General features: G+C 35.4%; 17 protein-coding genes. 11 read left to right on the forward strand and 6 right to left on the reverse strand.

Going from position 1 to position 20,586, the window contains the following annotated elements:
- Positions 1–25: 25 nt before the first annotated feature.
- The 7 genes from I3217_RS01835 to I3217_RS01865 all read left to right on the forward strand — a co-directional run bounded on the left by I3217_RS01835 (position 26) and on the right by I3217_RS01865 (position 5,479).
- Complete coding sequence (locus I3217_RS01835) at positions 26–361, forward strand: ArsR/SmtB family transcription factor (protein ID WP_435048022.1); 336 nt, start codon at positions 26–28, stop codon at positions 359–361.
- Between the two features lie 38 nt (positions 362–399).
- Positions 400–1,284 (forward strand): arsenite methyltransferase, encoded by an 885-nt coding sequence (locus I3217_RS01840; protein ID WP_435048023.1) that lies wholly within the window; start codon positions 400–402, stop codon positions 1,282–1,284.
- A 33-nt stretch (positions 1,285–1,317) separates the two neighbouring features.
- Positions 1,318–1,788, forward strand: a complete 471-nt coding sequence (locus tag I3217_RS01845; protein WP_435048024.1) for a DUF6428 family protein — start codon at positions 1,318–1,320, stop codon at positions 1,786–1,788.
- A gap of 12 nt (positions 1,789–1,800) precedes the next feature.
- Entirely contained in the window at positions 1,801–2,430 is a 630-nt protein-coding gene (locus tag I3217_RS01850; RefSeq protein ID WP_435048551.1) for a protein-tyrosine-phosphatase, read from the forward strand.
- Positions 2,431–2,443: 13 nt separating this feature from the next.
- A complete protein-coding gene (gene arsB / locus I3217_RS01855) occupies positions 2,444–3,472 on the forward strand; it encodes an ACR3 family arsenite efflux transporter (protein WP_435048025.1) in 1,029 nt (342 codons plus the stop codon).
- 76 nt (positions 3,473–3,548) lie between these two features.
- Positions 3,549–4,436 (forward strand): carbon-nitrogen hydrolase, encoded by an 888-nt coding sequence (locus tag I3217_RS01860; RefSeq protein WP_435048026.1) that lies wholly within the window; start codon positions 3,549–3,551, stop codon positions 4,434–4,436.
- Between the two features lie 2 nt (positions 4,437–4,438).
- A complete protein-coding gene (locus I3217_RS01865) occupies positions 4,439–5,479 on the forward strand; it encodes an agmatine deiminase family protein (RefSeq protein ID WP_435048027.1) in 1,041 nt (346 codons plus the stop codon).
- Between the two features lie 77 nt (positions 5,480–5,556).
- Here the strand turns inward: I3217_RS01865 and I3217_RS01870 are convergent, their stop codons facing one another.
- Entirely contained in the window at positions 5,557–5,694 is a 138-nt protein-coding gene (locus tag I3217_RS01870) for a hypothetical protein (protein WP_435048028.1), read from the reverse strand.
- A gap of 10 nt (positions 5,695–5,704) precedes the next feature.
- Positions 5,705–7,018, reverse strand: a complete 1,314-nt coding sequence (gene nhaA, locus I3217_RS01875) for a Na+/H+ antiporter NhaA (protein ID WP_435048029.1) — start codon at positions 7,016–7,018, stop codon at positions 5,705–5,707.
- A gap of 445 nt (positions 7,019–7,463) precedes the next feature.
- Between nhaA and I3217_RS01880 the strand changes: the two genes are divergently transcribed.
- The gene (locus I3217_RS01880) at positions 7,464–8,315 is read left to right on the forward strand and encodes a universal stress protein (protein ID WP_435048030.1); all 852 of its coding nucleotides are present in this window, start codon (positions 7,464–7,466) and stop codon (positions 8,313–8,315) included.
- A 158-nt stretch (positions 8,316–8,473) separates the two neighbouring features.
- Positions 8,474–9,739: a DUF2130 domain-containing protein gene (locus tag I3217_RS01885; protein WP_435048031.1), complete on the forward strand. Its 1,266-nt coding sequence runs from the start codon at positions 8,474–8,476 to the stop codon at positions 9,737–9,739.
- 49 nt (positions 9,740–9,788) lie between these two features.
- Here the strand turns inward: I3217_RS01885 and I3217_RS01890 are convergent, their stop codons facing one another.
- The gene (locus I3217_RS01890) at positions 9,789–10,691 is read right to left on the reverse strand and encodes an EamA family transporter (protein ID WP_435048032.1); all 903 of its coding nucleotides are present in this window, start codon (positions 10,689–10,691) and stop codon (positions 9,789–9,791) included.
- Between the two features lie 271 nt (positions 10,692–10,962).
- Between I3217_RS01890 and I3217_RS01895 the strand changes: the two genes are divergently transcribed.
- Together I3217_RS01895 and I3217_RS01900 are read left to right on the forward strand one after the other, a co-directional pair.
- Complete coding sequence (locus I3217_RS01895; protein ID WP_435048033.1) at positions 10,963–12,426, forward strand: circularly permuted type 2 ATP-grasp protein; 1,464 nt, start codon at positions 10,963–10,965, stop codon at positions 12,424–12,426.
- A 10-nt stretch (positions 12,427–12,436) separates the two neighbouring features.
- Positions 12,437–13,435 (forward strand): alpha-E domain-containing protein, encoded by a 999-nt coding sequence (locus I3217_RS01900; protein ID WP_435048034.1) that lies wholly within the window; start codon positions 12,437–12,439, stop codon positions 13,433–13,435.
- Between the two features lie 12 nt (positions 13,436–13,447).
- Here I3217_RS01900 and I3217_RS01905 read toward each other — a convergent pair whose 3' ends face one another.
- The 3 genes from I3217_RS01905 to I3217_RS01915 are packed head-to-tail and all read right to left on the reverse strand — an operon-like array spanning position 13,448 to position 20,253.
- On the reverse strand, positions 13,448–14,359 hold the full coding sequence (locus I3217_RS01905) for a transglutaminase family protein (RefSeq protein WP_435048035.1): 912 nt from the start codon (positions 14,357–14,359) through the stop codon (positions 13,448–13,450).
- A gap of 5 nt (positions 14,360–14,364) precedes the next feature.
- Complete coding sequence (locus I3217_RS01910) at positions 14,365–16,905, reverse strand: circularly permuted type 2 ATP-grasp protein (RefSeq protein WP_435048036.1); 2,541 nt, start codon at positions 16,903–16,905, stop codon at positions 14,365–14,367.
- Positions 16,906–16,917: 12 nt separating this feature from the next.
- Entirely contained in the window at positions 16,918–20,253 is a 3,336-nt protein-coding gene (locus tag I3217_RS01915; RefSeq protein WP_435048037.1) for a DUF2126 domain-containing protein, read from the reverse strand.
- Positions 20,254–20,586 lie beyond the last annotated feature (333 nt).

The following is a 20,586-nucleotide window of genomic DNA, read 5'->3' on the forward strand; positions in this document are numbered from 1 at the left end:
TGCGATATATAAATTAAATAAATCTATGGGAGTTACAAAAACAGAAATGTTTAGCGAGAAAGTAAACGAACTGGCTAAAATGGCAAAAGTCCTGGGGCACCCTGCCAGGCTAAGTATTTTGGAGTATTTGATTAAAACCAATGCCTGTGTTTGTGGCGATTTAGTAGAAGAAATAGGATTGGCGCAGGCCACAATTTCTCAGCACTTAAAGGAACTTAAATCGGCAGGATTTATAAAAGGTACAATCGAGGGAACAAGTGTTTGTTACTGTATAGATAAAGACAATTGGAACAGCATTAAGCTTATGTTTGCTGATTTTTTTGATCAGAAAACATCAGAAAAGACGACAAAATGCTGTTAACAATAAATGAAGTTATTAATCTGGTAAAATAGTTTAAAATGAAAAAAGAACAAGAATTAAAGGACATCGTTAAAGAGAAGTATACCAAGATTGCGGAACAAGGTAAACTTGAAAACGCAGCATCTTGTTGCGGAGCTACCACACCATCAAATAAAGTATATAATATCATGATGGATGATTACTCTGAAACCAGTGGTTATGTAGAAGATGCAGACTTGGGTTTAGGTTGCGGTTTACCTACGGCTTTCGCTAAAATTAAAAAAGGAGATACCGTTATAGATTTAGGCTCTGGTGCGGGAAACGATTGTTTTGTGGCGAGGCATGAAACCGGAGCAGAAGGAAAAGTAATTGGTATAGACTTTACACCGGTTATGATTAATAAAGCACGATTAAATGCTGAAAAATTAGGCTACAACAATGTCGAGTTTCGTGAAGGCGATATTGATAATATGCCCGTTAACGAAAACGTAGCCGATGTTATAGTTAGTAACTGTGTTTTAAACTTAGTACCCAATAAGCAAAAAGTTATAAGTGAAATTTTTCGAGTATTAAAACCCGGAGGACACTTTAGTATTTCAGACATAGTGCTGATTGGAGAATTACCAGAAGCTTTAAAACAGGATGCAGAGATGTATGCCGGCTGTGTGGCAGGTGCTATTCAAAAGCAGGATTATTTACAATTTATAAACGAAACCGGTTTTAAAAATATCAGTATTCAAAAAGAAAAGCCAATTAGTATCCCGGATGATATTCTTTCAAAGTACCTTTCAGAAGAAGAAATTAATACCTTTAATCAAGGTGGTACCGGAATTTATAGTATTACTGTTTATGCCGAAAAACCGGGAAAAACCACTAATAAACCTAAATTGAAACTTTCCGAAATACAAAACAATACATGTAACCCAAATACCGGGTGTTGTTAACTAGATTAAAATTAGTACCACATATTAAAGCTTATGACACTAAAACACATTAAAGACCATTTACAAAAACTAGACACTATAGCTTTTCAGTTGCCCAACGGGAGCTTGGTGCATAGTCTTTTTCACGTTACAGAAATCGGGAAGATTACTAAAGAATTCATCGATTGTTGTGGTACCTTAAGACAGGAATCTGTAATAAATTTCCAATTATGGAATGCCAATGATTATAATCACAGACTGCATCCGGAGAAACTAATTAAGATTATAGAATTAGCTGAACGTGAATTAAAACTAGATGCAAATTCAGAAATAGAAGTAGAATATCAAGGAGAAACCATTCAGAAATTCGGCTTAGATTTTAACGGAAAAATGTTTGAGTTAGTAATAAAACAAACGGATTGTTTAGCCAAAGACAATTGTGGAATTCCTGTTGAAAAACCAAAAGTAAAATTAAGAGATTTAAATACCCAAGCTGGTTGCACCCCAGGTGGCAACTGTTGTTAATTATAACATATGATGATAAAAATGAAAACCCAATTATTTGAAGCTGTAGACAAATTAATTTCTAATTTGGATACAAATTCTATTTCAGAAACTCGAAAAGAAACGTTACAACCACTTATTGATTTTATTCAGGAGAAGCATGCTAATGGGGAGACGATTCGCTTAAACTTTATATGCACACATAATTCCAGACGCAGTCATTTGTCGCAGATCTGGGCACAAACTTTGGCGGAGTATTACAATATAAAAAATGTGGATTCTTATTCAGGAGGTACAGAAGCAACAGCATTATTTCCAAAGGTAGCCGAAACTTTAATTAATCAGGGCTTTAAAATTCAAAAATTGTCAGAAAGCAAAAATCCAGTTTATGCTGTAAAATTTGCTAGTAATGATCATTCTGTTATTTGTTTTTCTAAACGTCTGGACGACGATTTTAATCCAAAATCTGATTTCGCAGCGATTATGACCTGTGATTCTGCTAATGAAGCCTGTCCAGTAGTTTCAGGTGCTGCATGTCGTATCCCTGTTACTTTTGAAGATCCAAAGGCGTTTGACGGTACACCACAGCAGGCAGAAAAATATGCTGAGCGTAGCCTGCAGATAGCGACTGAATTAAAATACGTATTTTCAAATATTAAATAAAACCAAGCCATAAATGAAACAATTAAGCTACTTAGATCGTAATCTTACCTTATGGATATTTCTGGCAATGGCTATAGGTGTAGGCTTAGGATATCTTATGCCTTCCATTCCGGATTTCATTAATTCTTTCAGTACAGGATCAACTAATATTCCTATTGCTATTGGATTAATTGTAATGATGTATCCGCCTTTGGCAAAGGTTAATTATGCCTTATTACCAAAAGTGTTTAAGAATGTAAAAATCCTTTCTATTTCATTGCTGTTAAATTGGGTAGTTGGTCCTATTCTTATGTTTGCTTTGGCACTGATTTTCCTTCAGGACTATCCTGAATACATGGTGGGATTAATTTTAATAGGTTTGGCCCGGTGTATTGCCATGGTACTGGTTTGGAACGACCTGGCTGAGGGGAGCAGTGAATACGGTGCAGGATTAGTCGCTTTAAACAGTATTTTTCAGGTTTTTGCTTATAGTTTCTACGCCTGGTTATTTATTACCAAATTACCACCGCTATTTGGTTTTGAAGGGGCTATAGTTGATATTTCAATAGGAACCATTGCTGAAAGTGTAGCTATTTATTTAGGGATACCGTTTTTACTGGGCATATTAAGCAGAAGTATTTTGGCGAAGATAAAAGGAGATACCTGGTATAACACCAAATTTATACCAACCATTTCACCTTTAACTTTAATTGCTTTGTTGTTTACAATCGTAGTTATGTTTTCCTTGAAAGGAGAGTTAATAGTTGAAATTCCGATGGATGTAGTGGTTATCGCTATTCCGCTTCTTATTTATTTTACAGTTATGTTCATTTTAGGTTTCTTTTTTACAAAGGCCATGGGGGGAAGCTACGATAAAACTGCAGCAGTAGCCTTTACAGCAGCAGGTAATAATTTCGAACTCGCTATTGCGGTTGCGATTGCCGTCTTCGGATTAAATTCCGGGCAGGCTTTCGCAGGTGTGATTGGGCCTTTGGTAGAAGTTCCCGCTTTAATTCTACTGGTGAAAGTAGCCTTTTGGCTGCGTAAAAAGTATTATAAATAAAATACTGTAATTTTAATTGTGGTTTTAAATTCACTTTTATAAAATAACTACTTTTACACTTTAATATCTTTTTAAAATGTCAACAAAAAAATATAAGATTGCCGTTGTTCAGTTAAACTTAAATGATGTAGCTGAAAACAATTTAAAAAAATGTTTAAGTTGGGTAAGAGATGCTGCCAATCAGGGTGCTGAAGTCATTTTGTTACCCGAACTTTATAGTAGCCATTATTTCTGTCAGAGTGAGGATGTAGAGAATTTTGCATTGGCAGAACCGTTATACAGTACGTCTTTTATTGCGTTTAGTGCATTAGCCAAAGAATTGGGCGTGGTAATTATAGTGCCGTTTTTCGAGAAGCGCATGGCAGGTATTTATCACAATAGTGCTTATATTATAGATACAGATGGATCTGAAGCCGGATTATACAGAAAAATGCATATTCCGGATGATCCTCATTTTTACGAAAAATTCTATTTCACACCTGGAGACTTAGGGTTTCAGGCATTCGAAACCAATAAGGGTAAAGTGGGTACTTTAATTTGTTGGGATCAGTGGTATCCTGAAGCAGCCCGCTTAACAGCTTTAAAAGGAGCAGAAGTATTGTTTTATCCAACAGCTATTGGATGGCACCCGCAGGAAAAAGAGCAATATGGAGAAAACCAGCACGGAGCTTGGATGAATGTTATGAAAGGTCATGCCGTAGCCAATGGTGTTTATGTTGCAGCAGCGAACCGTATTGGTTTAGAGCAATATTTACCAGATACCGATGGTATACAGTTTTGGGGATCTTCTTTTATCGCAGGTCCACAAGGAGAAATTCTTGCTCAGGCATCGCATGATAAAGAAGAGATTTTAATAGCAGAAGTAGATCTGGATTTACAGGAAAATGTACGTCAGAACTGGCCATTTTTCAGGGACAGACGTATTGATGCTTTTGGAGACATTACTAAACGTGCAATAGATTAAGCATGGCAGAATTAGCTTATCGATTACCGGCGGAATGGGAGAAGCAGGAAGGCGTTTTATTATGCTTTCCTTACAAAGGCAACGATTGGCCAGGAAAATATAAAGCGATTCAGTGGGCTTTTGTAGAGTTTATTAAAAAAGTTGCCGCTGTAGAAACTGTATTTTTAATGGTTAAAGATGAAAAGCAAAAGGAACATGTTTCTGTTATGCTGGAATTAGCGCATGTAAACACAAGCAGTGTATCTTTTTTAATTCATAAAACAAATCGAAGCTGGATGCGCGATTCTGGTCCCATAATCGTTAAAAAAGGCAGTGAGCGTGTGGCGTTAAACTTCAACTTTAATGGCTGGGCAAAATACAATAATTATAAACTGGACAGGGGAGTGCCACAAGTTATGGCCAATGCAATAAATGCACCTTTGATTCAGGTAACTTACAAAGGGAAACCGGTTGTGTTGGAAGGCGGTGCGATTGATAGTAATGGTAGAGGTACTTTATTAACTTCTGAAGAATGCTTACTTCATCCATCTGTTCAGGTACGAAATGAAAACTTTAGTAAAGCCGATTACGAAGCCGTTTTTAAAGAATATCTGGGCATTACAAATGTGATCTGGCTGGGCGATGGTATTGTGGGCGATGACACACACGGACACATAGATGATTTATGCCGTTTTGTAAATGAAGATACCATTATTACAGTGGTTGAAACGAATCCGGAAGATGGTAATTATAAAGCCTTACAGGATAATTTGGAGCGATTAAAGGCATCTACACTGGAAACAGGTAAAACACCTAATATAGTAACCTTACCAATGCCTAAGCCTTTAATATTTGATGGTTTGCAAATTCCAGCCAGTTATGCAAATTTCTTAATACTAAATGCGGTTGTTTTAGTTCCTGTTTTTAATGATAGTAATGATAGAATCGCTTTAAATACCATAGCAGATTGTTTCCCAAATCATGAAGTTATTGGGATTAGTGCTATAGATTTAATCTGGGGATTTGGTACTTTACATTGTTTAAGTCAGCAAATTCCGGAGTAAAACATACCTTCAAGATTAGATATAAAAAAGGAAATCATTTTATTTTGATTTCCTTTTTTTTATTTACACTCATAAAATTAAAACAGGTTAAAAACATAACCTAAAAGCCAGTAAAGAATAATAAAAACTATTATAGTACCAAAACATCCGCATTTACCTCCTCCAATTTTCTTTGCCCCTATAGCGGCTAATATGGCCCGAAATAGTTTTTCCATAGTTTAATTTTTACTCGTCTTCAACAGGTTTAGAAAGTCTGAGGATGATATATCCGATTAATCCTGCGATAAAAGAGCCGGCAAGGATACCAACTTTCGAAGAATCGGCGAAAATGGCACTGTTTTCAAAGGCAAGATTGGTTACAAAAATGGACATGGTAAAGCCTATTCCGGCAAGGAAACCTGTTCCAAGCAGATGAGGAAACTTGATATTTCCAGGTAAATCGGCTAAACGTAATTTTAATCCTAAATAAGAAAAGGATACCACACCAATACATTTCCCTACAATTAAGGCAATGGCAATATGCCAGGCTAAATCGAGATTAAGTTCTGCATCCGAACTAAATGAAATCCCGGCATTGGCTAAAGCAAATAGGGGAATAATAAAATAAGCGACCCAGCCGTGTAACACATGCTCTGAATATTGTAAAGGCGATTGCACCTTACTGGTCCATTCCTGAATATCGTCAATTAAATAAATTTGTTTTCTTGATAGTATAGGACTGGAACCTTTACTTATTTTAAAGAGCTTATTAGCGATGCCTTCTAACTGATAGATATTTGAAGCCAACTCCATTTTCTGATGAATAGGTATAGATAAAGCCACGATTACTCCTGAAATGGTAGGATGTATTCCAGATTTTAAAAATAAAAACCAGACTGAACAACCTAAAATAGCATAAATAAACTTACTAAAATACTGTCTTCTACTTAGTATAAACATTATTGTTAGGGGCACTAACGAATACAAAATCAACATCCAATCGATTGAAGAACTATAAAAAATAGCTATAGCTAAGACCGCTACTAAATCATCAACAATAGCAAAGGCTGTTAAAAATATTTTTAAGGCTAGAGGAACCCGGTTTCCCAGAATTTGCAATACAGCTAATGAAAATGCAATATCGGTAGCCATTGGGATTCCCCAACCTCTAAAGGTTTCCGGGTCTTTATTTAAAAACATAAAGATGCCTATAGGAACAAAGACACCACCTAAGGCCGCAAATATTGGTAAAGAAGCCTTTCTTATGGTATTTAATTCTCCCATTAATATTTCCCTCTTTATTTCCAGTCCGATAACAAAGAAGAATACTGCCATTAGACCATCGTTTATCCAGTGGATAAGTGTTTTGGACAATTTAAAATTTCCAAACTCAAAACCGACCTCGTAATGCCAGATGGCGTGATAAGATTCTGCTAAAGGTGAATTTGCCCAGATTAAGGCTACTATGGTTGCAATAAAAAGTAATATACCTCCAAAACTTTCAATCTGTACGAATTTAGATATTGGAGTAACAACCCAGTTTTTTAAAGTGTTTTTCATTTCAGGGAATTTCTTTTCTTATAAAATTACAAAGCTTCTTTAAGCTATCAAAATAAAAGCCCTGTGTTTGTTAAACATCCTATAAAATTTCTTTCTGATTTTTAAAGGTTCTTCAATTTCACTGATTTTCTTTATCGTTAATAGAGTACTGATTTTTAGTTGTTTAAAAATGCGTTTAAAAGGAAAGTCCAGTAGTTTTTGAGATTAAAATTTGTTAAAAAAATTAATATCAAAAATTTGTACTTCAAGGTCTAGAAACGAGAAAGGACAACAAAATTTTAAAGCATGCTAAAATGCTCTGATACAAATTAATAATTTTAACAAGCAGATGAGTGGTAAGCAGATTTTAAAAAAAACTTTTAATTGCCATTGAAACTGAGCAAAATCATTTTAAATTTAATACCTTAAATGTAATTTTAACTAACAAAATCAAAGATTCTAAATAATGAAAAAAATACTTTTACCAACAGACTTTTCAGATAATGCTTGGAATGCAATAACCTTTGCTTTACAGTTATTTAAGGATGAAGCCTGTACGTTTTACCTGTTAAACTCTTTTAGTCAACCTATGTCGACTCCAACAGCGGGAATTACATCTACTAAAATAAAGGAATCTATTTATAAAGCCCAGCTGGAAGCCAGTAAAGAAGGTTTGGCTGAAGTTTTAAATAAAATTAAAAGCGAATTTAAAAACGAACAACACAAGTTTGTAACCTTATCGGTTTACGATAGCTTCCCAGCTGCGATAAAAAAAGTAGTAGAAGATAAGGAGATTCAAAGTATAATAATGGGGACTAAAGGCGCTACTGCATTAAAAGAAATGACTATAGGAAGTAATACTTCTGGTTTAATAGGTGTAGCTCAGTGTCCAATTCTTGCCATTCCTCAGAATGCTAAATTTAAAGAAATTGAAGAGATTGGTTTTTCTACAGATTTCGAAATCGATTTTAATGAAAAAGGTTTAGACAAACTATTATACATAATTAAGAAAACTGAGGCCAAAGTTTCGGTGGTTAATATCATGGAGAAGGCAAGACCATTAACAGAAATTCAGGAACGTGGTAAAGCTCAGTTACAAGATTTGTTTAGAGATACCGAGACTAATTTTTATACACTAACCGATATAGGTGTATCTTCTGGAGTTCATGCTTTTGTGGAAAGCAGAAACCTGGATTTATTATGTGTAGTTGCTAAAGAACAGGACTTTTTAAAACGCTTTTTAGGCATGTCTTACAGTAAATCGATAAGTAATCATTCCAGCATACCATTACTGGTTTTAAATATTAAACAGTTTTAATCTAAGTTAAAACTAAAAAATCCCGATAGTTATTTATCGGGATTTTTTTTATCTATAAACAGCAAAGTCGTATTACCAAAAAGGAAGCAATTATAAATTCTTTATATTTGACTTCTTGAATTCCTATCAACACAATAAACCTTCTTTATATAGTCTAAATGAAAAACGAAACTCAGATAAAATGTCCAAATTGCGGGACATCCATAGACGTGCAGGATATATTAGCGCATCAGTTAGAAGACGAAATCAAACAAAAATATCAGGCTCAGATTGCTGAAAACAATAAAATATTAACAGCTAATCAAAACGCCTTAAATCAGGAACGTCAGGCTTTTGAAGAAAAGAAAAAAAGAGAAAACGAATTGTTTCAGGAACGTCTGGAGTTAACCTTAAAAGAAGAGAAGCGTAGACTGGAATTGTCTATAAAGCATAAAATTACCGAAGAGCAATCTGAGCAGTTTAAAGCGTTACAGTCAGAATTAAACGAAAAATCAGAGCAAATTAAGGAGCTGAACAGAACTAAAGCCGAAATAGAAAAGTTAAAACGTGAAAAAGGCGAATTAAAAGAGCAGGCTGAAGCCGAAGCACAGAAAAAGCTCAATGATCTGTTGTTAACCGAACGTGAAAAAATCAGAAAAACGGAGGAAGAAAGAAACGAATTGCGTTTTAAAGAAATGCAAATACAGCTGGAGGCTCAGAAAAAGTTAACCGAAGAAATGAAACGAAAACAGGAGCAGGGCTCAATGCAGTTACAAGGTGAGGCTCAGGAATTGGCCATTGAAGAATGGCTGGCTTCTAAATTTCCATTAGATACTATTGAAGAAATTAAAAAAGGAGCGAGAGGTGGAGATTGCATACAAATTGTACATACCCGTACCGAGCAAAACTGTGGCTCTATTTATTACGAGAGTAAACGAACCAAAGATTTTCAACCAAGCTGGATAGAAAAATTTAAAGCCGATATTAGAGACAAAGGTGCAAATATCGGGGTTTTGGTAACCGAAGTTATGCCTTCGGATATGGATAGACTCGGGTTAAAAGATGGAATCTGGATTTGTAATTACGAAGAATTTAAAGGACTTTGTGCCGTGTTAAGAGAGTCTGTAATTCAGTTAAACAGAGCTATGGTAGCTCAGGAACACAAAGGAGACAAAATGGACTTGTTGTACGATTATTTAACGAGTACAACCTTTAGAATGCAAATAGAAGCTATTGTAGAAGGCTTTACTCAAATGAAATCGGATTTAGAAAGTGAAAAACGATCTATGCAACGTATCTGGAAACAACGAGAAAAACAGATTGAAAAAGTGGTTACCAATACTATAGATATGTATGGTTCTATAAAAGGAATAGCCGGGAATGCTATTCAATCTGTAAAAGCTCTGGAATTACCGGGCGAAGAAGACGATCATTTACTACTATAAGCTCTAAAACAATAAAAAAAACGACTGGTTAATCTTCCAGTCGTTTTTTTTATGTTGCATATAGAATTAAAACAACCCCCAATAAAATTCCAAAAAGTGGAAGTAGTTTTTTTCGTTTGTTTTTTTCCTTAAAAATCAAGCCACCAAGAATTACAGCAATAAGAATCTGACTTCGTTTTATAGCCGAAAGCAGCATGATTAAAGCCTCCGGATCCTGTAATCCCTTAAAGTAAAAATAATCGGCAGTTTGCAATAAGACGCCCACGGCGGGAATACTCCAGCGGAATTTAAATGCCTTACGCTTTTCTGCTTTAGGAAACCAAATAAAAAGTAAGATTATTAACAGTATTAATACAATGTAAAAACAGAACCAGAACTGCAAAGTCTGCGGTTGTAATTCTAAATACTGAATTAAAAATTTATCGTATAACCCGGTAGAAGCGCCTAAAAATGTAGCCGCTATTATAGCAAATATCCACTTATTACTTTTAAAATCAATACCTTCTTTTTTACCGACTCGTGAGTAGCCAATTACAGAAAATATAATGATAAAAAATCCCAACCATTGCCAGGTGTTGGGCTGTTCTTTATAGAGTACCAATGCGCCAATAAATGTAAAAAAAGGGCCGGCCGAACGTATAGGCGTTACTATAGTAATAGGTAAATGTTTTAAAGCCTGATAGGCTAAAATCCAGGACACCGCCAAAACAAGAGATTTTAAAAATATAAACCCGTGTTTTTCCCATGGAATAGAATTAATATATAAACCTATGGATTTGGCTTGTTCCGGACTGTATTTTGAAAGTATAAAAAAAGGCAATAAGGTTAAAAATCCGGCAAAAGTTGTCCCAAGTAACACTGGGTATACTTCATTATCTTGAACCGCATGTTTTTTACATAAATTATGTAAACCTAAGAATAATGCCGACAGAAGTCCTAAATATATCCACATGGCGCGAAGATACCGTTTTGAAAGATAATTAACAGCATGACCAATGAATTAAAAAGATGGTGTCTCTTAGTATTAAATCCTTTTAGGTAAATAACAAATAGTTAAAAATAAAGCCAGAAAATTGCATGAATAAAAATTGCTTTACTTATAATTTATCATTTTAATAATATTGATTGAAGGGGACAGAATTCTACGCTCTCGTATATTGGTAATCCTAATAAATAGATGTATTTTTATTCAACAAACCTATTAAATTAACACGACCAATAATTTGAAAACGCTTGAAAAATTACCATTATTTTCATCCTATGATTACGATTCCAGATTTTATGATGAATTGTTTAAAGACAATAATGAAATCCGGGATATTTATAAAACCTTGTTTAATCTGTTCCGAACCTATTCGGTAGAAGAGTTTGAGCATTTAAATAAACGCGCTAAAGATTCCTTTTTTAATTTAGGTATTACGTTTCAGGTCTATGGCGAAACAGAAGTCCAGGAAAAGATTTTTCCTTTCGATTTATTTCCGCGAATTATAAATCAGAAAGAATGGAGTACCATAGAAAAAGGTGTTTTACAACGTAGTAAAGCGCTTAATCTGTTTTTATGGGATATTTACCATGATCAGAAAATAATTAAACAGGGAATTGTACCAATTGAATTAATAAACTCTTCAGTAAATTACCTCACTGAAATGAAAGGTCTAAATCCGCCTGAAGGTGTTTACAATCACATCTCCGGAACCGATCTTATTAAACATAGTGATGGAGAGTATTATGTTTTGGAAGATAACATACGCTGCCCCTCGGGTGTTAGTTATGTCATTGGTAATCGTCAGGCTGTAAAACACGCTTTGTTTGGGGTTTTTGATCAATATAAAACTCACACAGTTGTAGATTACGGTGCTAATCTTTTAGAAACCATGGAATCTGTAAAACCTTCGGGAGTCGATAATCCTGTTTGTGTTATTATAACACCGGGGGTTTACAACTCCGCCTATTACGAACATTCGTTCTTGGCCAAACAAATGGGAGTTGTCCTTGTAGAAGGTCGCGATTTAATCGTAGAGAATGACTTTGTGTATATGCGCACTATTTACGGATTAGAGAAAGTAGATGTGATTTACAGACGTGTAGACGATCTTTTTATAGATCCACTGGTATTTAAAAAGGATTCTCTTTTAGGAGTGCCGGGTTTATTTTCGGTATATCAAAAAGGAAATGTTACACTTGTAAATGCTCCTGGAACCGGTGTAGCTGACGATAAGGCCATTTACACCTATATGCCGGAAATTATACAATATTATTTAGGAGAAGAGCCTGTTTTAAATAACGTACACACTTATCATTGCAGCAGAAAAAAGGAACTTGATTATGTACTTAATAATATTGATAAACTGGTTGTGAAGCCGGTGGATGAATCTGGAGGTTACGGTATTTCCATAGGTAATAAATTAACCAAAGAGGAAATAGAAAAAGTAAAAACCACAATTAAAGCCGAGCCCAGAAAATACATAGCTCAACCTATAATGAGCCTGTCTACGCATCCTACATTTGTTCATGAAACAGAATCTTTTGAATCAAGACATGTAGATCTTAGAACTTTTACTTTGCTAGGAAAAGACAAAGAGTATGTATTAAAGGGGGGCTTAACCCGAGTAGCTCTTAAAAAAGGAAATTTAGTAGTGAATTCTTCTCAGGGTGGAGGGTCTAAAGACACCTGGGTTTTAAAATAAAAATAGTAGTATGTTAGCAAGAGTTGCAAATAATTTATTTTGGATGGGACGATATATAGAACGTTCCGAACATTTAGCGCGCTATCTAAATGTTAATTATTTTTCTTCTTTGGACGCACCCGACGATGTGTCTCAATCGCGTCAATTTGTATTTAGATCCATTATGTATATGAGCGCCAACGATATTATTGACCCGGAAATAGAATTGAAGGAAGAAGATGTGCTTTATAATGTAGGATTAAATAAAAATGTACCGTATTCTATAATAAGTTCTATTACCAATGCCTATGAAAATGCCAGAAGTTCGAGGGACTTAATTTCTACAGAATTGTTTGAATCGATAAACAAAATCAGAAACGAGGTTAAAAATTATCCTGTAGATACCTATTTAAGAAATGGTTTATACGATTTAACAACTTTAGTCACCGATGCGACTTCCGGGATAAGAACTAAAATCAGGAGCACCTTACTTCACGACGAGGTTTATGCCATAATTATGTTGGGGATTTATCTGGAACGCGCCATGCAGGTGAGTCGTATTATAAATTCTAAGGTTAGTGATGCTTCTGCCGAAAAAGATATGTATAGTACAGATAGCGATAATAGGGGGTATCAGTGGAGTACGTTGTTAAAATGTGTTTCGTCTTACGATATGATGCGACGATTATATAAGAAAACACCTAAGCGTCAATCGGCTTTAGAATTTATTATTTTGAATAAGCAATGTCCGCGCTCGATAAAAAATTGTCTAAATGAAATCAATAAATACATTTCCATTATTTCCAAGCAAAAACATGTATCGAATACATCTGCATCGTTTTTAATTGCAAAAATGAAATGTGAATACGATTTTAAACTTATAGAAGAAATAGACGATGATTTAGAAAGCTGTATTGGTTCTCTTGTAACAAAACTGGAAACCATAGCAGAAAAACTTGAAGAAGATTATTTCAATATTTCTAATTCGGTTATTATAAATTCTACTAAAAAAACAGAATTCATTTACTAAATGCAAGTATCGTTATTTCTGAATTTCTAATGAATTTGTAGCAGGCCTGATATCAACAGAAACGTCCATGTCATTTTTACCGGTGGTATAAATTATTCCTTTTAATGGTGGCACATCGTAGTAATCTCTGCCATGTGCCACTGTTATATGTTGATTTTTTGGAATCTGATTATTTGTAGGATCAAAATCAAACCATCCCAATGTTGGTATAAATACAGAAAACCAGGCGTGAGATGCATCTGTTCCCACTAACTTTTCTTTTCCGGGAGGAGGAATAGTTTCTATATATCCGCTAACATATCTGGCAGGTAAACCTATAGAGCGCATGCAAGCAATTGCAATATGAGCAAAATCCTGACAAACTCCTTTTTTTTCTTTCATAACCATATCTAAAGGTGTCGCTATATTGGAAAAGCCCGGAACAAAATCGAAATCGGTGTAAATGCGTTGCATCAATTCAAAAGCCGCATCATATAATGGTCTGTCAGGTTTAAAAGAACTTTCTGCATAACTTTTAATGTCACTACCAATCTTCGAAATTAAGGGAGACAAAAGCGAAAACTGACGGGCCTCTAAAATATCGGGTTCTATACTTAAAAGTAATTTTTTGGCCAATGCAACGGTCACAAGCTTCCGGGAAGACATATTGATATCTTCAATTTCTAAGTCGTAGTTTCGGTCAACTCTACTTTTAGCAGTAACAATTAATTCTTCATGAAATTGCTGAATTGAAAATCGGGTAATAGTATTTCCAAAAAAATCAATACGTTCAGATTGTTCAACCGGAGTCGGGCTAATTTTCAAATGGTAATCCAGTAAGCGATGTCCTTTAAAATCCTTAGGTTTTAGAGTTGCTAAGTTCTGACAAAAAGATACGCCATTTTCATAATTATATTTGGTAGTATGTGAAATATCGAAAATCATAATAATTATTTTGTATGATTAACCAACTGCTTTTGCTGATAGGAATGATTAAAATAAGTATCGGATATAGCTAAAGATGTTTCAAATAAAATGTCATTTAATTCGGATAACATCTGTTCTAAATTCAAATACATTCCAGATTCCTTATCTACCTCCATTAAAGAGTTTAGATTAAGGTTCTGTATGGTTTCTAATGCCTTATTGATTTGAATTTGTGAACTTGTAACCTTGTCATTCTTTAGATTCGGTAATTGATCGATATCTTTTTTAAGACGATGGATTTGATAGGTTAAGGAACGTGAATAATCCTTATCCAGTAAAAGGAGTTTAATTACATTTTCCAGACTTAAATAGGACTGATAACTATACCGGTAAATATTTAAGCTTTCGTGACTGGCCAATAAGCCTTCCAGAATTTCGTATTCAAGCTCTTCATCCTGTTCTACAATTACCAAAGACCTAAACTTAGAAATAGTCATGGTTGCCGACTCCAGTTGCAAACCAATAAAGTAGAGGAGAAGTCCTTGCTTAACCAATATACTTTCCTCGGTTAATCCCATAAATGCAATAAGTCGGGTAATTATTTTATCGAAAAATTTAGTAAGTGAAGGTATGGAATAAGTGTCTTCTGATTTGAAATTTCGCCATAGTTTCTGAATATCTTCCGAAACACGCCACATATCTTTAGACCACAGATTTCTCAAGGTATAATTTGAATTACTTAAACCTATTAATGTTTGGGCAAAAGTCCCCATACGGGTTTCATCCATCACAATATTTTGAATTTCTTTCAACGGATCTAATAAGTTTTTCTTGTCTCCAATAAATCCGGGGTAGGTTGAAGTAATACTGGTTAATGACTGAAATAAAATATTTAAACTTTCAGATTCCGGTTTTCGTACGTTGTATTGCACGTTGGTCATCTGGTTTAAAATCATTCGAATATACCGGGCTGTTAAAACGGTTCTCCCCAGATATCTACCGGACCAGAATAGATTTTCGGCTGTGTAGCTCGAGACATCATTAATATTCGAAGTGTAATTATACAGACTTTTATTCCAGGAATACAAATGAATGGTCTGCTGCTTTTTATCGCTTATAACCCAAAAATCTTTACTTGTTCCTCCACGTTGATTGGATACAAAAAGTTCTTCCCGTTCTGCGGCCACCCGCACTAATCCTCCCGGCATAACACTATAACCTTTGTCTTTGGCTATTGAAAAGGTACGGGATACAATCTTTCTTGGTTCCAGATTGCCGTTAACCAGGTTTGGAGCCGTGGAAAAGTAAATCTTTTCCTGTGCCACATATTGGCAAGGATTAGCTAAGATTTTAGCTTTTAAATTATCTAATTCCTTTTTTGTATAAAATTCACAGAAAAATATATTTTCTCTGTGTGAACGATCAATCCGTTTAACCACGAACGATTTTAAATTATTTACAACGTAATCTCTTTCTTTTTTCTGTCCGCACCACCAGGAGGCTATTTGAGGCAGAATTAAGTCTTCTTTTAAGAAATACTTACAAATATTCTCCATAAAAGGAATCAGACCCGGATTTTCCAAAACCCCGCTACCTATAGGATTTACTATAGCGACATTTTGCTGCCTTACAGCTTCCAGTAAACCGGCAACTCCCAAATATGAATTTTCTCTTAACTCCAAAGGATCGACAAATACATCGTCAACTCGTCTTAAAATGACATCGACCTGTTTTAAACCGTTTAAGGATTTAAGCCACACTTTACTTTCTCTTACTACCAAATCATTTCCTTTTACTAAAGGATAGCCAAGGAAGGATGATAAGTAAGAATGCTCAAAATAGGTTTCGTTATGCGGACCAGGGGTAAGGATCACTATGGTTGGATTAGCCTTATTTGTTGGTGCAGTACTGAACAACAACTGGTTAAAATCGTTGAAGAAATTAGATGGTGGTAAAACATTAATATCTGAATATAATTCAGGAATAATTCTACCTGTAGAGTATCTGTTTTCCAAAGCATAGCCCATCCCTGAAGGCGCTTGAGTTCTGTCGTTAACCACCCACATTCTTCCGTCCGGACCACGGGCCAGATCGGCTGCATGAATTAATAAATGTTTAGATGATTTATATTGAATCTGATCGCAAGATCTTAAAAATCCGCGATGAGCATAAATAACTTCAGGTGGAATTATACCATTTTTAAGGAGCTCCCTTTTTCCGTAAAGGTCTTTTAGAACAAGGTTCAAAATTTCAGATCGCTGTTGAATACCTTTTTCTACTTTTTCCCATTCACGCTGATGAATAATAAAAGGAACAACATTTAAATTCCACGGTCGGTTTAATCCTTTAGGATCATTATAAACATTATAAGTTACTCCATTTTCCGCAAGTAACCAATCGATGTCGGCCTGCTTCTCCTTTAAGGCATCACCGCCAATATCGGTTAGGTTTTTTAAAAGGGTTTCCCAGTCGGATTTAATAGTGAGGTCAGACTTCAGCAATTCATCATAATTACTAAAATCTTTAAAATAATGTTGGAAAATAGTATGTCCTTTCGTTTCCATGAGAGCGTCCCCTTATTTTTTTCTTAAATCTAAAGTATAAGGAAATTCAAAGTTAACAGGTAATTCTTTAAATCTAAAGCGTTTGGAGCTTCCTTTTTCATGAACGCTTCTATTTGGGCTTTCGGTTTCCACATTAATACTTTCAACAGGGTCAATTTCTCCCTGTGTATGACCAAATTCCCAGAAACGATTTATTCTTCTGGATTCGGCCTCAAAACTATTAACAGGATAGGTGTCGTAAGATCTACCACCCGGATGCGAAACAAAATAAGTGCAACCGCCAATGGAACGTCTGTTCCAGGTATCTACGATATCAAAAACTAAAGGGGTATCTACAGGTATTGTAGGGTGTAAGGCAGAATACGGATCCCAGGCCTTATATTTTACTCCGGCGACGTATTCGCCTTTAACACCGGTATTATTCAGTTGTACTTTCACGCCATTACAGGTTAAAACAAAACGCTCCTCAACAAAATTTGTAACTTTCACCTGTAGACGCTCCAAAGAAGAATCTACATATCTCGCAGTTCCTCCACCAGTCATTTCTTCACCCAAAACATTCCAGGGTTCTATACCGGCTCTCAACTCCAGGTGAATGGAATTAACTTCAACCATGCCATGTAACGGAAATCTGAATTCAAAGAATGGATCAAACCAATCCTCTTTAAAACCATAACCAGCTCTGTTTAATTGTGCAACTACATCTTTAATATCTTCTCGAACATAGTGTTCTATTAAAAATTTATCGTGTAACTCAGTGCCCCAACGTACCAGATCGTGTTCGTATGGTTTTTTCCAGAACCAGGCTACAAGTGCTCTTACCAGTAACATTTGCATCAGACTCATTTGTGGATGAGGCGGCATATCAAAACCTCTTAGTTCCAATATTCCGAGACGTCCGGAAGACGAATCTGGTGAATACAGTTTGTCTATACAAAATTCGGCGCGATGTGTATTTCCCGTTAAGTCGGTAAGCAAATGTCTAAAGAGCCTGTCGGTTAACCAAAATGGTACTTTACCGTTTTTAGGAATTTGATTAAACGCGATTTCCAGTTCGTATAAATTATCTAAGCGGGCTTCATCAATTCTTGGAGCCTGACTTGTAGGTCCGACAAAAGCACCGGAAAACAAATAGGTTAAACCGGGATGATGTTGCCAGAAAGTTAATAAACTCCTAAGTAAACTTGGTTTGCGTAGCAGCGGACTGTCTTTTGGTGTTGTTCCCCCAAGGGTAACATGATTTCCTCCTCCTGTACCAGTATGCTTACCGTCCAGCATGAATTTTTCAGTTCCTAAACGCGCCTGTTTGGCTTCATTATAAAGTGTAAACGTATTTTCGCATAAATCATTCCAATTGGTAACCGGATGTACATTAACTTCAATTACGCCGGGATCCGGGGTGATTTTTAAGGATTCCAGACGATTATCTTTAGGTGGCTCGTAACCTTCTAAAACGACAGGTATTTTTAATGCCTTAGCTGTTAATTCTATTGAAGCAATAAGATCTAAATAACTTTCGGCAGATTCTAATGGTGGCAGAAACAGGAACAATTTGCCATCTCTGATTTCTGAGCAAATAGCTGTTCTAACAAAATAATTTGGCGTGTTTGAGTCCAGTCCCTTTTTTAGAAACGTTTTATGACGTTTTACAACTTTATTTTTAAAACTTGGAAGCCTTTTTTTCTTCGTAAATAAATCGGGTTCGTAAACAGGAAACAATTCATGCTCCGGCTTGGACATTAATGAGTTTATAGGTAACCGCAGTCCGATAGGTGAGGTGCCTGGTGTTAAAAACAAATGATTACGTCTAAAGGTCCATGCGCTCGAAAACCATTGCTCTTCCGTATAATTTAAAGGTAACAGGTAACCTACAGCTTTATCGGTACCTTTATCCAGTATTTCCTTTAATTTTTTTTGTACCAGTGTAGCATCCTTATCTTCTCCGGGATTTACATCAACAGGCAAATTTCCCTGTTCCCATAAAAAGTAAAAGGCATCTTCGTAAGTCGGTAGAATATGCTTTTTTGTAATACCGAGGTATTCAGTAAGCGTTTCCAGAAATATCTTATCGGCAGCTTTTGGGAGTTTAACCGGTTTTGATAAATAAGCAGCCAGCAACTTTTTGTTATACCATATTGGTCTGTTATCCTTTCGCCAGCACAATTCTATTTGCCATCTTGGTAACGGTTCGCCAGGATACCATTTGCCCTGTGCATGATGCAACATTCCGCCTTTTCCAAATTTTTCCAACAAGCGTCTAGAGAGGTCTCCAGCTAACTCACGTTTATGTTCTCCGTCGGCAGCAGTATTCCATTGGTCGGACTCCATATCATCGATTGATACAAATGTGGGTTCACCTCCCATAGTTAATCTTACATCTCCCTTTTCAAGTTGTTTTTCTACTTTAAATCCGAGTTTATAAATTTCCTTCCATTGCTTTTCGGTATAGGGTTTTGTTACCCGCGGGGATTCGAATATACGCTTAACTGAATTTTCGAAAAAGAATTCCGTTTCACAAACATCTGTCATACCCGAAACTGGGGCAGCACTTTCAAAAGACGGTGTACAGGCTAATGGGATATGACCTTCTCCAGCCAATAATCCCGAAGTAGCATCAAAACCTACCCAGCCAGCTCCAGGAATATACACTTCGGCCCAGGCATGTAAATCTGTAAAATCCTGCTCTGGACCGGAAGGTCCATCCAGTGACTTTTCATCAGATTTCAACTGCACAAGGTAACCAGAAACAAATCGGGCACCAAAGCCAAGATGTCTAAGGGTCTGAACAAATAACCATGCAAAATCACGGCAGGAACCACTTTTTAATTGAAGGGTGTCTTCACAGGATTGTACTCCGGGTTCCATACGAATATTATAGTTTAAATATTCGTAGATTTTCCTGTTTATATCTATTAAAAAATAAATGGTCTTTCTTGGAGTATAATCTATTGTTTTTAAAAACTTCATTAACAAAGGGCCTTCATCTGTAATTTCCATATATGGTATTAACTCCTTTTTAATGGTGTCTTCATATTCAAAGGGAAAATCCTCTGCATAATCCTCAACAAAGAAATCAAAAGGATTTATTGTCGTTAAATCGGCTATGATTTCTACGTCAATAGATAATTCATCTGTTTTGTCAGGAAAAACCAGACGTGCCATATAATTTCCAAATGGATCCTGCTGCCAGTTAAAAAACTGGTTTTCCGGAGTTATTTTTATGGAATAAGATTCTATAGGCGTTCTGGAATGCGGTGCAGGTCTAAGTCTGAAAATATGTGGGGAAAGCGATACTTTTCGGTCGTATTTATAGGTCGTTTTATGAGAAATTACAACTTTTAATGCCATACATGGTGTTATATAAAAACTAGTTCGGATTTAAAAAAAGCCAGCTTAGTTTTGATTAATAGTACTCTGTTTTTGTTATTGGTTAAAAGACTAAATTAAATAAAATTTGTATGAATTATATGCGAAACTAGACAATTAAACTTTTATTTATCATTTTTTTAATCCTAAGAAAATCAACTGTGTTTTGATACATTTTTATGTCGTTTTCGCAATTATTATATCGTTAAATTATTGAATTTTTAATTACATAATAAATCATTTTTAAAGGTTCCAATTTGAAGCTTGATGATCCCGAATTTTTGATGGAATATCTTCCCTGAATTTTCTGGTAAT

Source organism: Formosa sp. S-31, assembly GCF_051172795.1.
Classification (GTDB): Bacteria; Bacteroidota; Bacteroidia; order Flavobacteriales; family Flavobacteriaceae; genus Formosa.

What these genes read in the sequence shown, in the direction of transcription:
- I3217_RS01835 (WP_435048022.1), top strand. Translation starts at nt 26, where the DNA reads ATGGGAGTTACAAAAACAGAAATGTTTAGCGAGAAAGTAAACGAACTG.
- I3217_RS01915 (WP_435048037.1), bottom strand. Translation starts at nt 20,253, where the DNA reads ATGGCATTAAAAGTTGTAATTTCTCATAAAACGACCTATAAATACGAC.
- I3217_RS01905 (WP_435048035.1), bottom strand. Translation starts at nt 14,359, where the DNA reads ATGATTTTCGATATTTCACATACTACCAAATATAATTATGAAAATGGC.
- I3217_RS01865 (WP_435048027.1), top strand. Translation starts at nt 4,439, where the DNA reads ATGGCAGAATTAGCTTATCGATTACCGGCGGAATGGGAGAAGCAGGAA.
- I3217_RS01885 (WP_435048031.1), top strand. Translation starts at nt 8,474, where the DNA reads ATGAAAAACGAAACTCAGATAAAATGTCCAAATTGCGGGACATCCATA.
- I3217_RS01890 (WP_435048032.1), bottom strand. Translation starts at nt 10,691, where the DNA reads ATGTGGATATATTTAGGACTTCTGTCGGCATTATTCTTAGGTTTACAT.
- I3217_RS01870 (WP_435048028.1), bottom strand. Translation starts at nt 5,694, where the DNA reads ATGGAAAAACTATTTCGGGCCATATTAGCCGCTATAGGGGCAAAGAAA.
- I3217_RS01860 (WP_435048026.1), top strand. Translation starts at nt 3,549, where the DNA reads ATGTCAACAAAAAAATATAAGATTGCCGTTGTTCAGTTAAACTTAAAT.
- I3217_RS01840 (WP_435048023.1), top strand. Translation starts at nt 400, where the DNA reads ATGAAAAAAGAACAAGAATTAAAGGACATCGTTAAAGAGAAGTATACC.
- I3217_RS01845 (WP_435048024.1), top strand. Translation starts at nt 1,318, where the DNA reads ATGACACTAAAACACATTAAAGACCATTTACAAAAACTAGACACTATA.
- nhaA (WP_435048029.1), bottom strand. Translation starts at nt 7,018, where the DNA reads ATGAAAAACACTTTAAAAAACTGGGTTGTTACTCCAATATCTAAATTC.
- I3217_RS01900 (WP_435048034.1), top strand. Translation starts at nt 12,437, where the DNA reads ATGTTAGCAAGAGTTGCAAATAATTTATTTTGGATGGGACGATATATA.
- I3217_RS01850 (WP_435048551.1), top strand. Translation starts at nt 1,801, where the DNA reads ATGATAAAAATGAAAACCCAATTATTTGAAGCTGTAGACAAATTAATT.
- I3217_RS01910 (WP_435048036.1), bottom strand. Translation starts at nt 16,905, where the DNA reads ATGGAAACGAAAGGACATACTATTTTCCAACATTATTTTAAAGATTTT.
- I3217_RS01880 (WP_435048030.1), top strand. Translation starts at nt 7,464, where the DNA reads ATGAAAAAAATACTTTTACCAACAGACTTTTCAGATAATGCTTGGAAT.
- arsB (WP_435048025.1), top strand. Translation starts at nt 2,444, where the DNA reads ATGAAACAATTAAGCTACTTAGATCGTAATCTTACCTTATGGATATTT.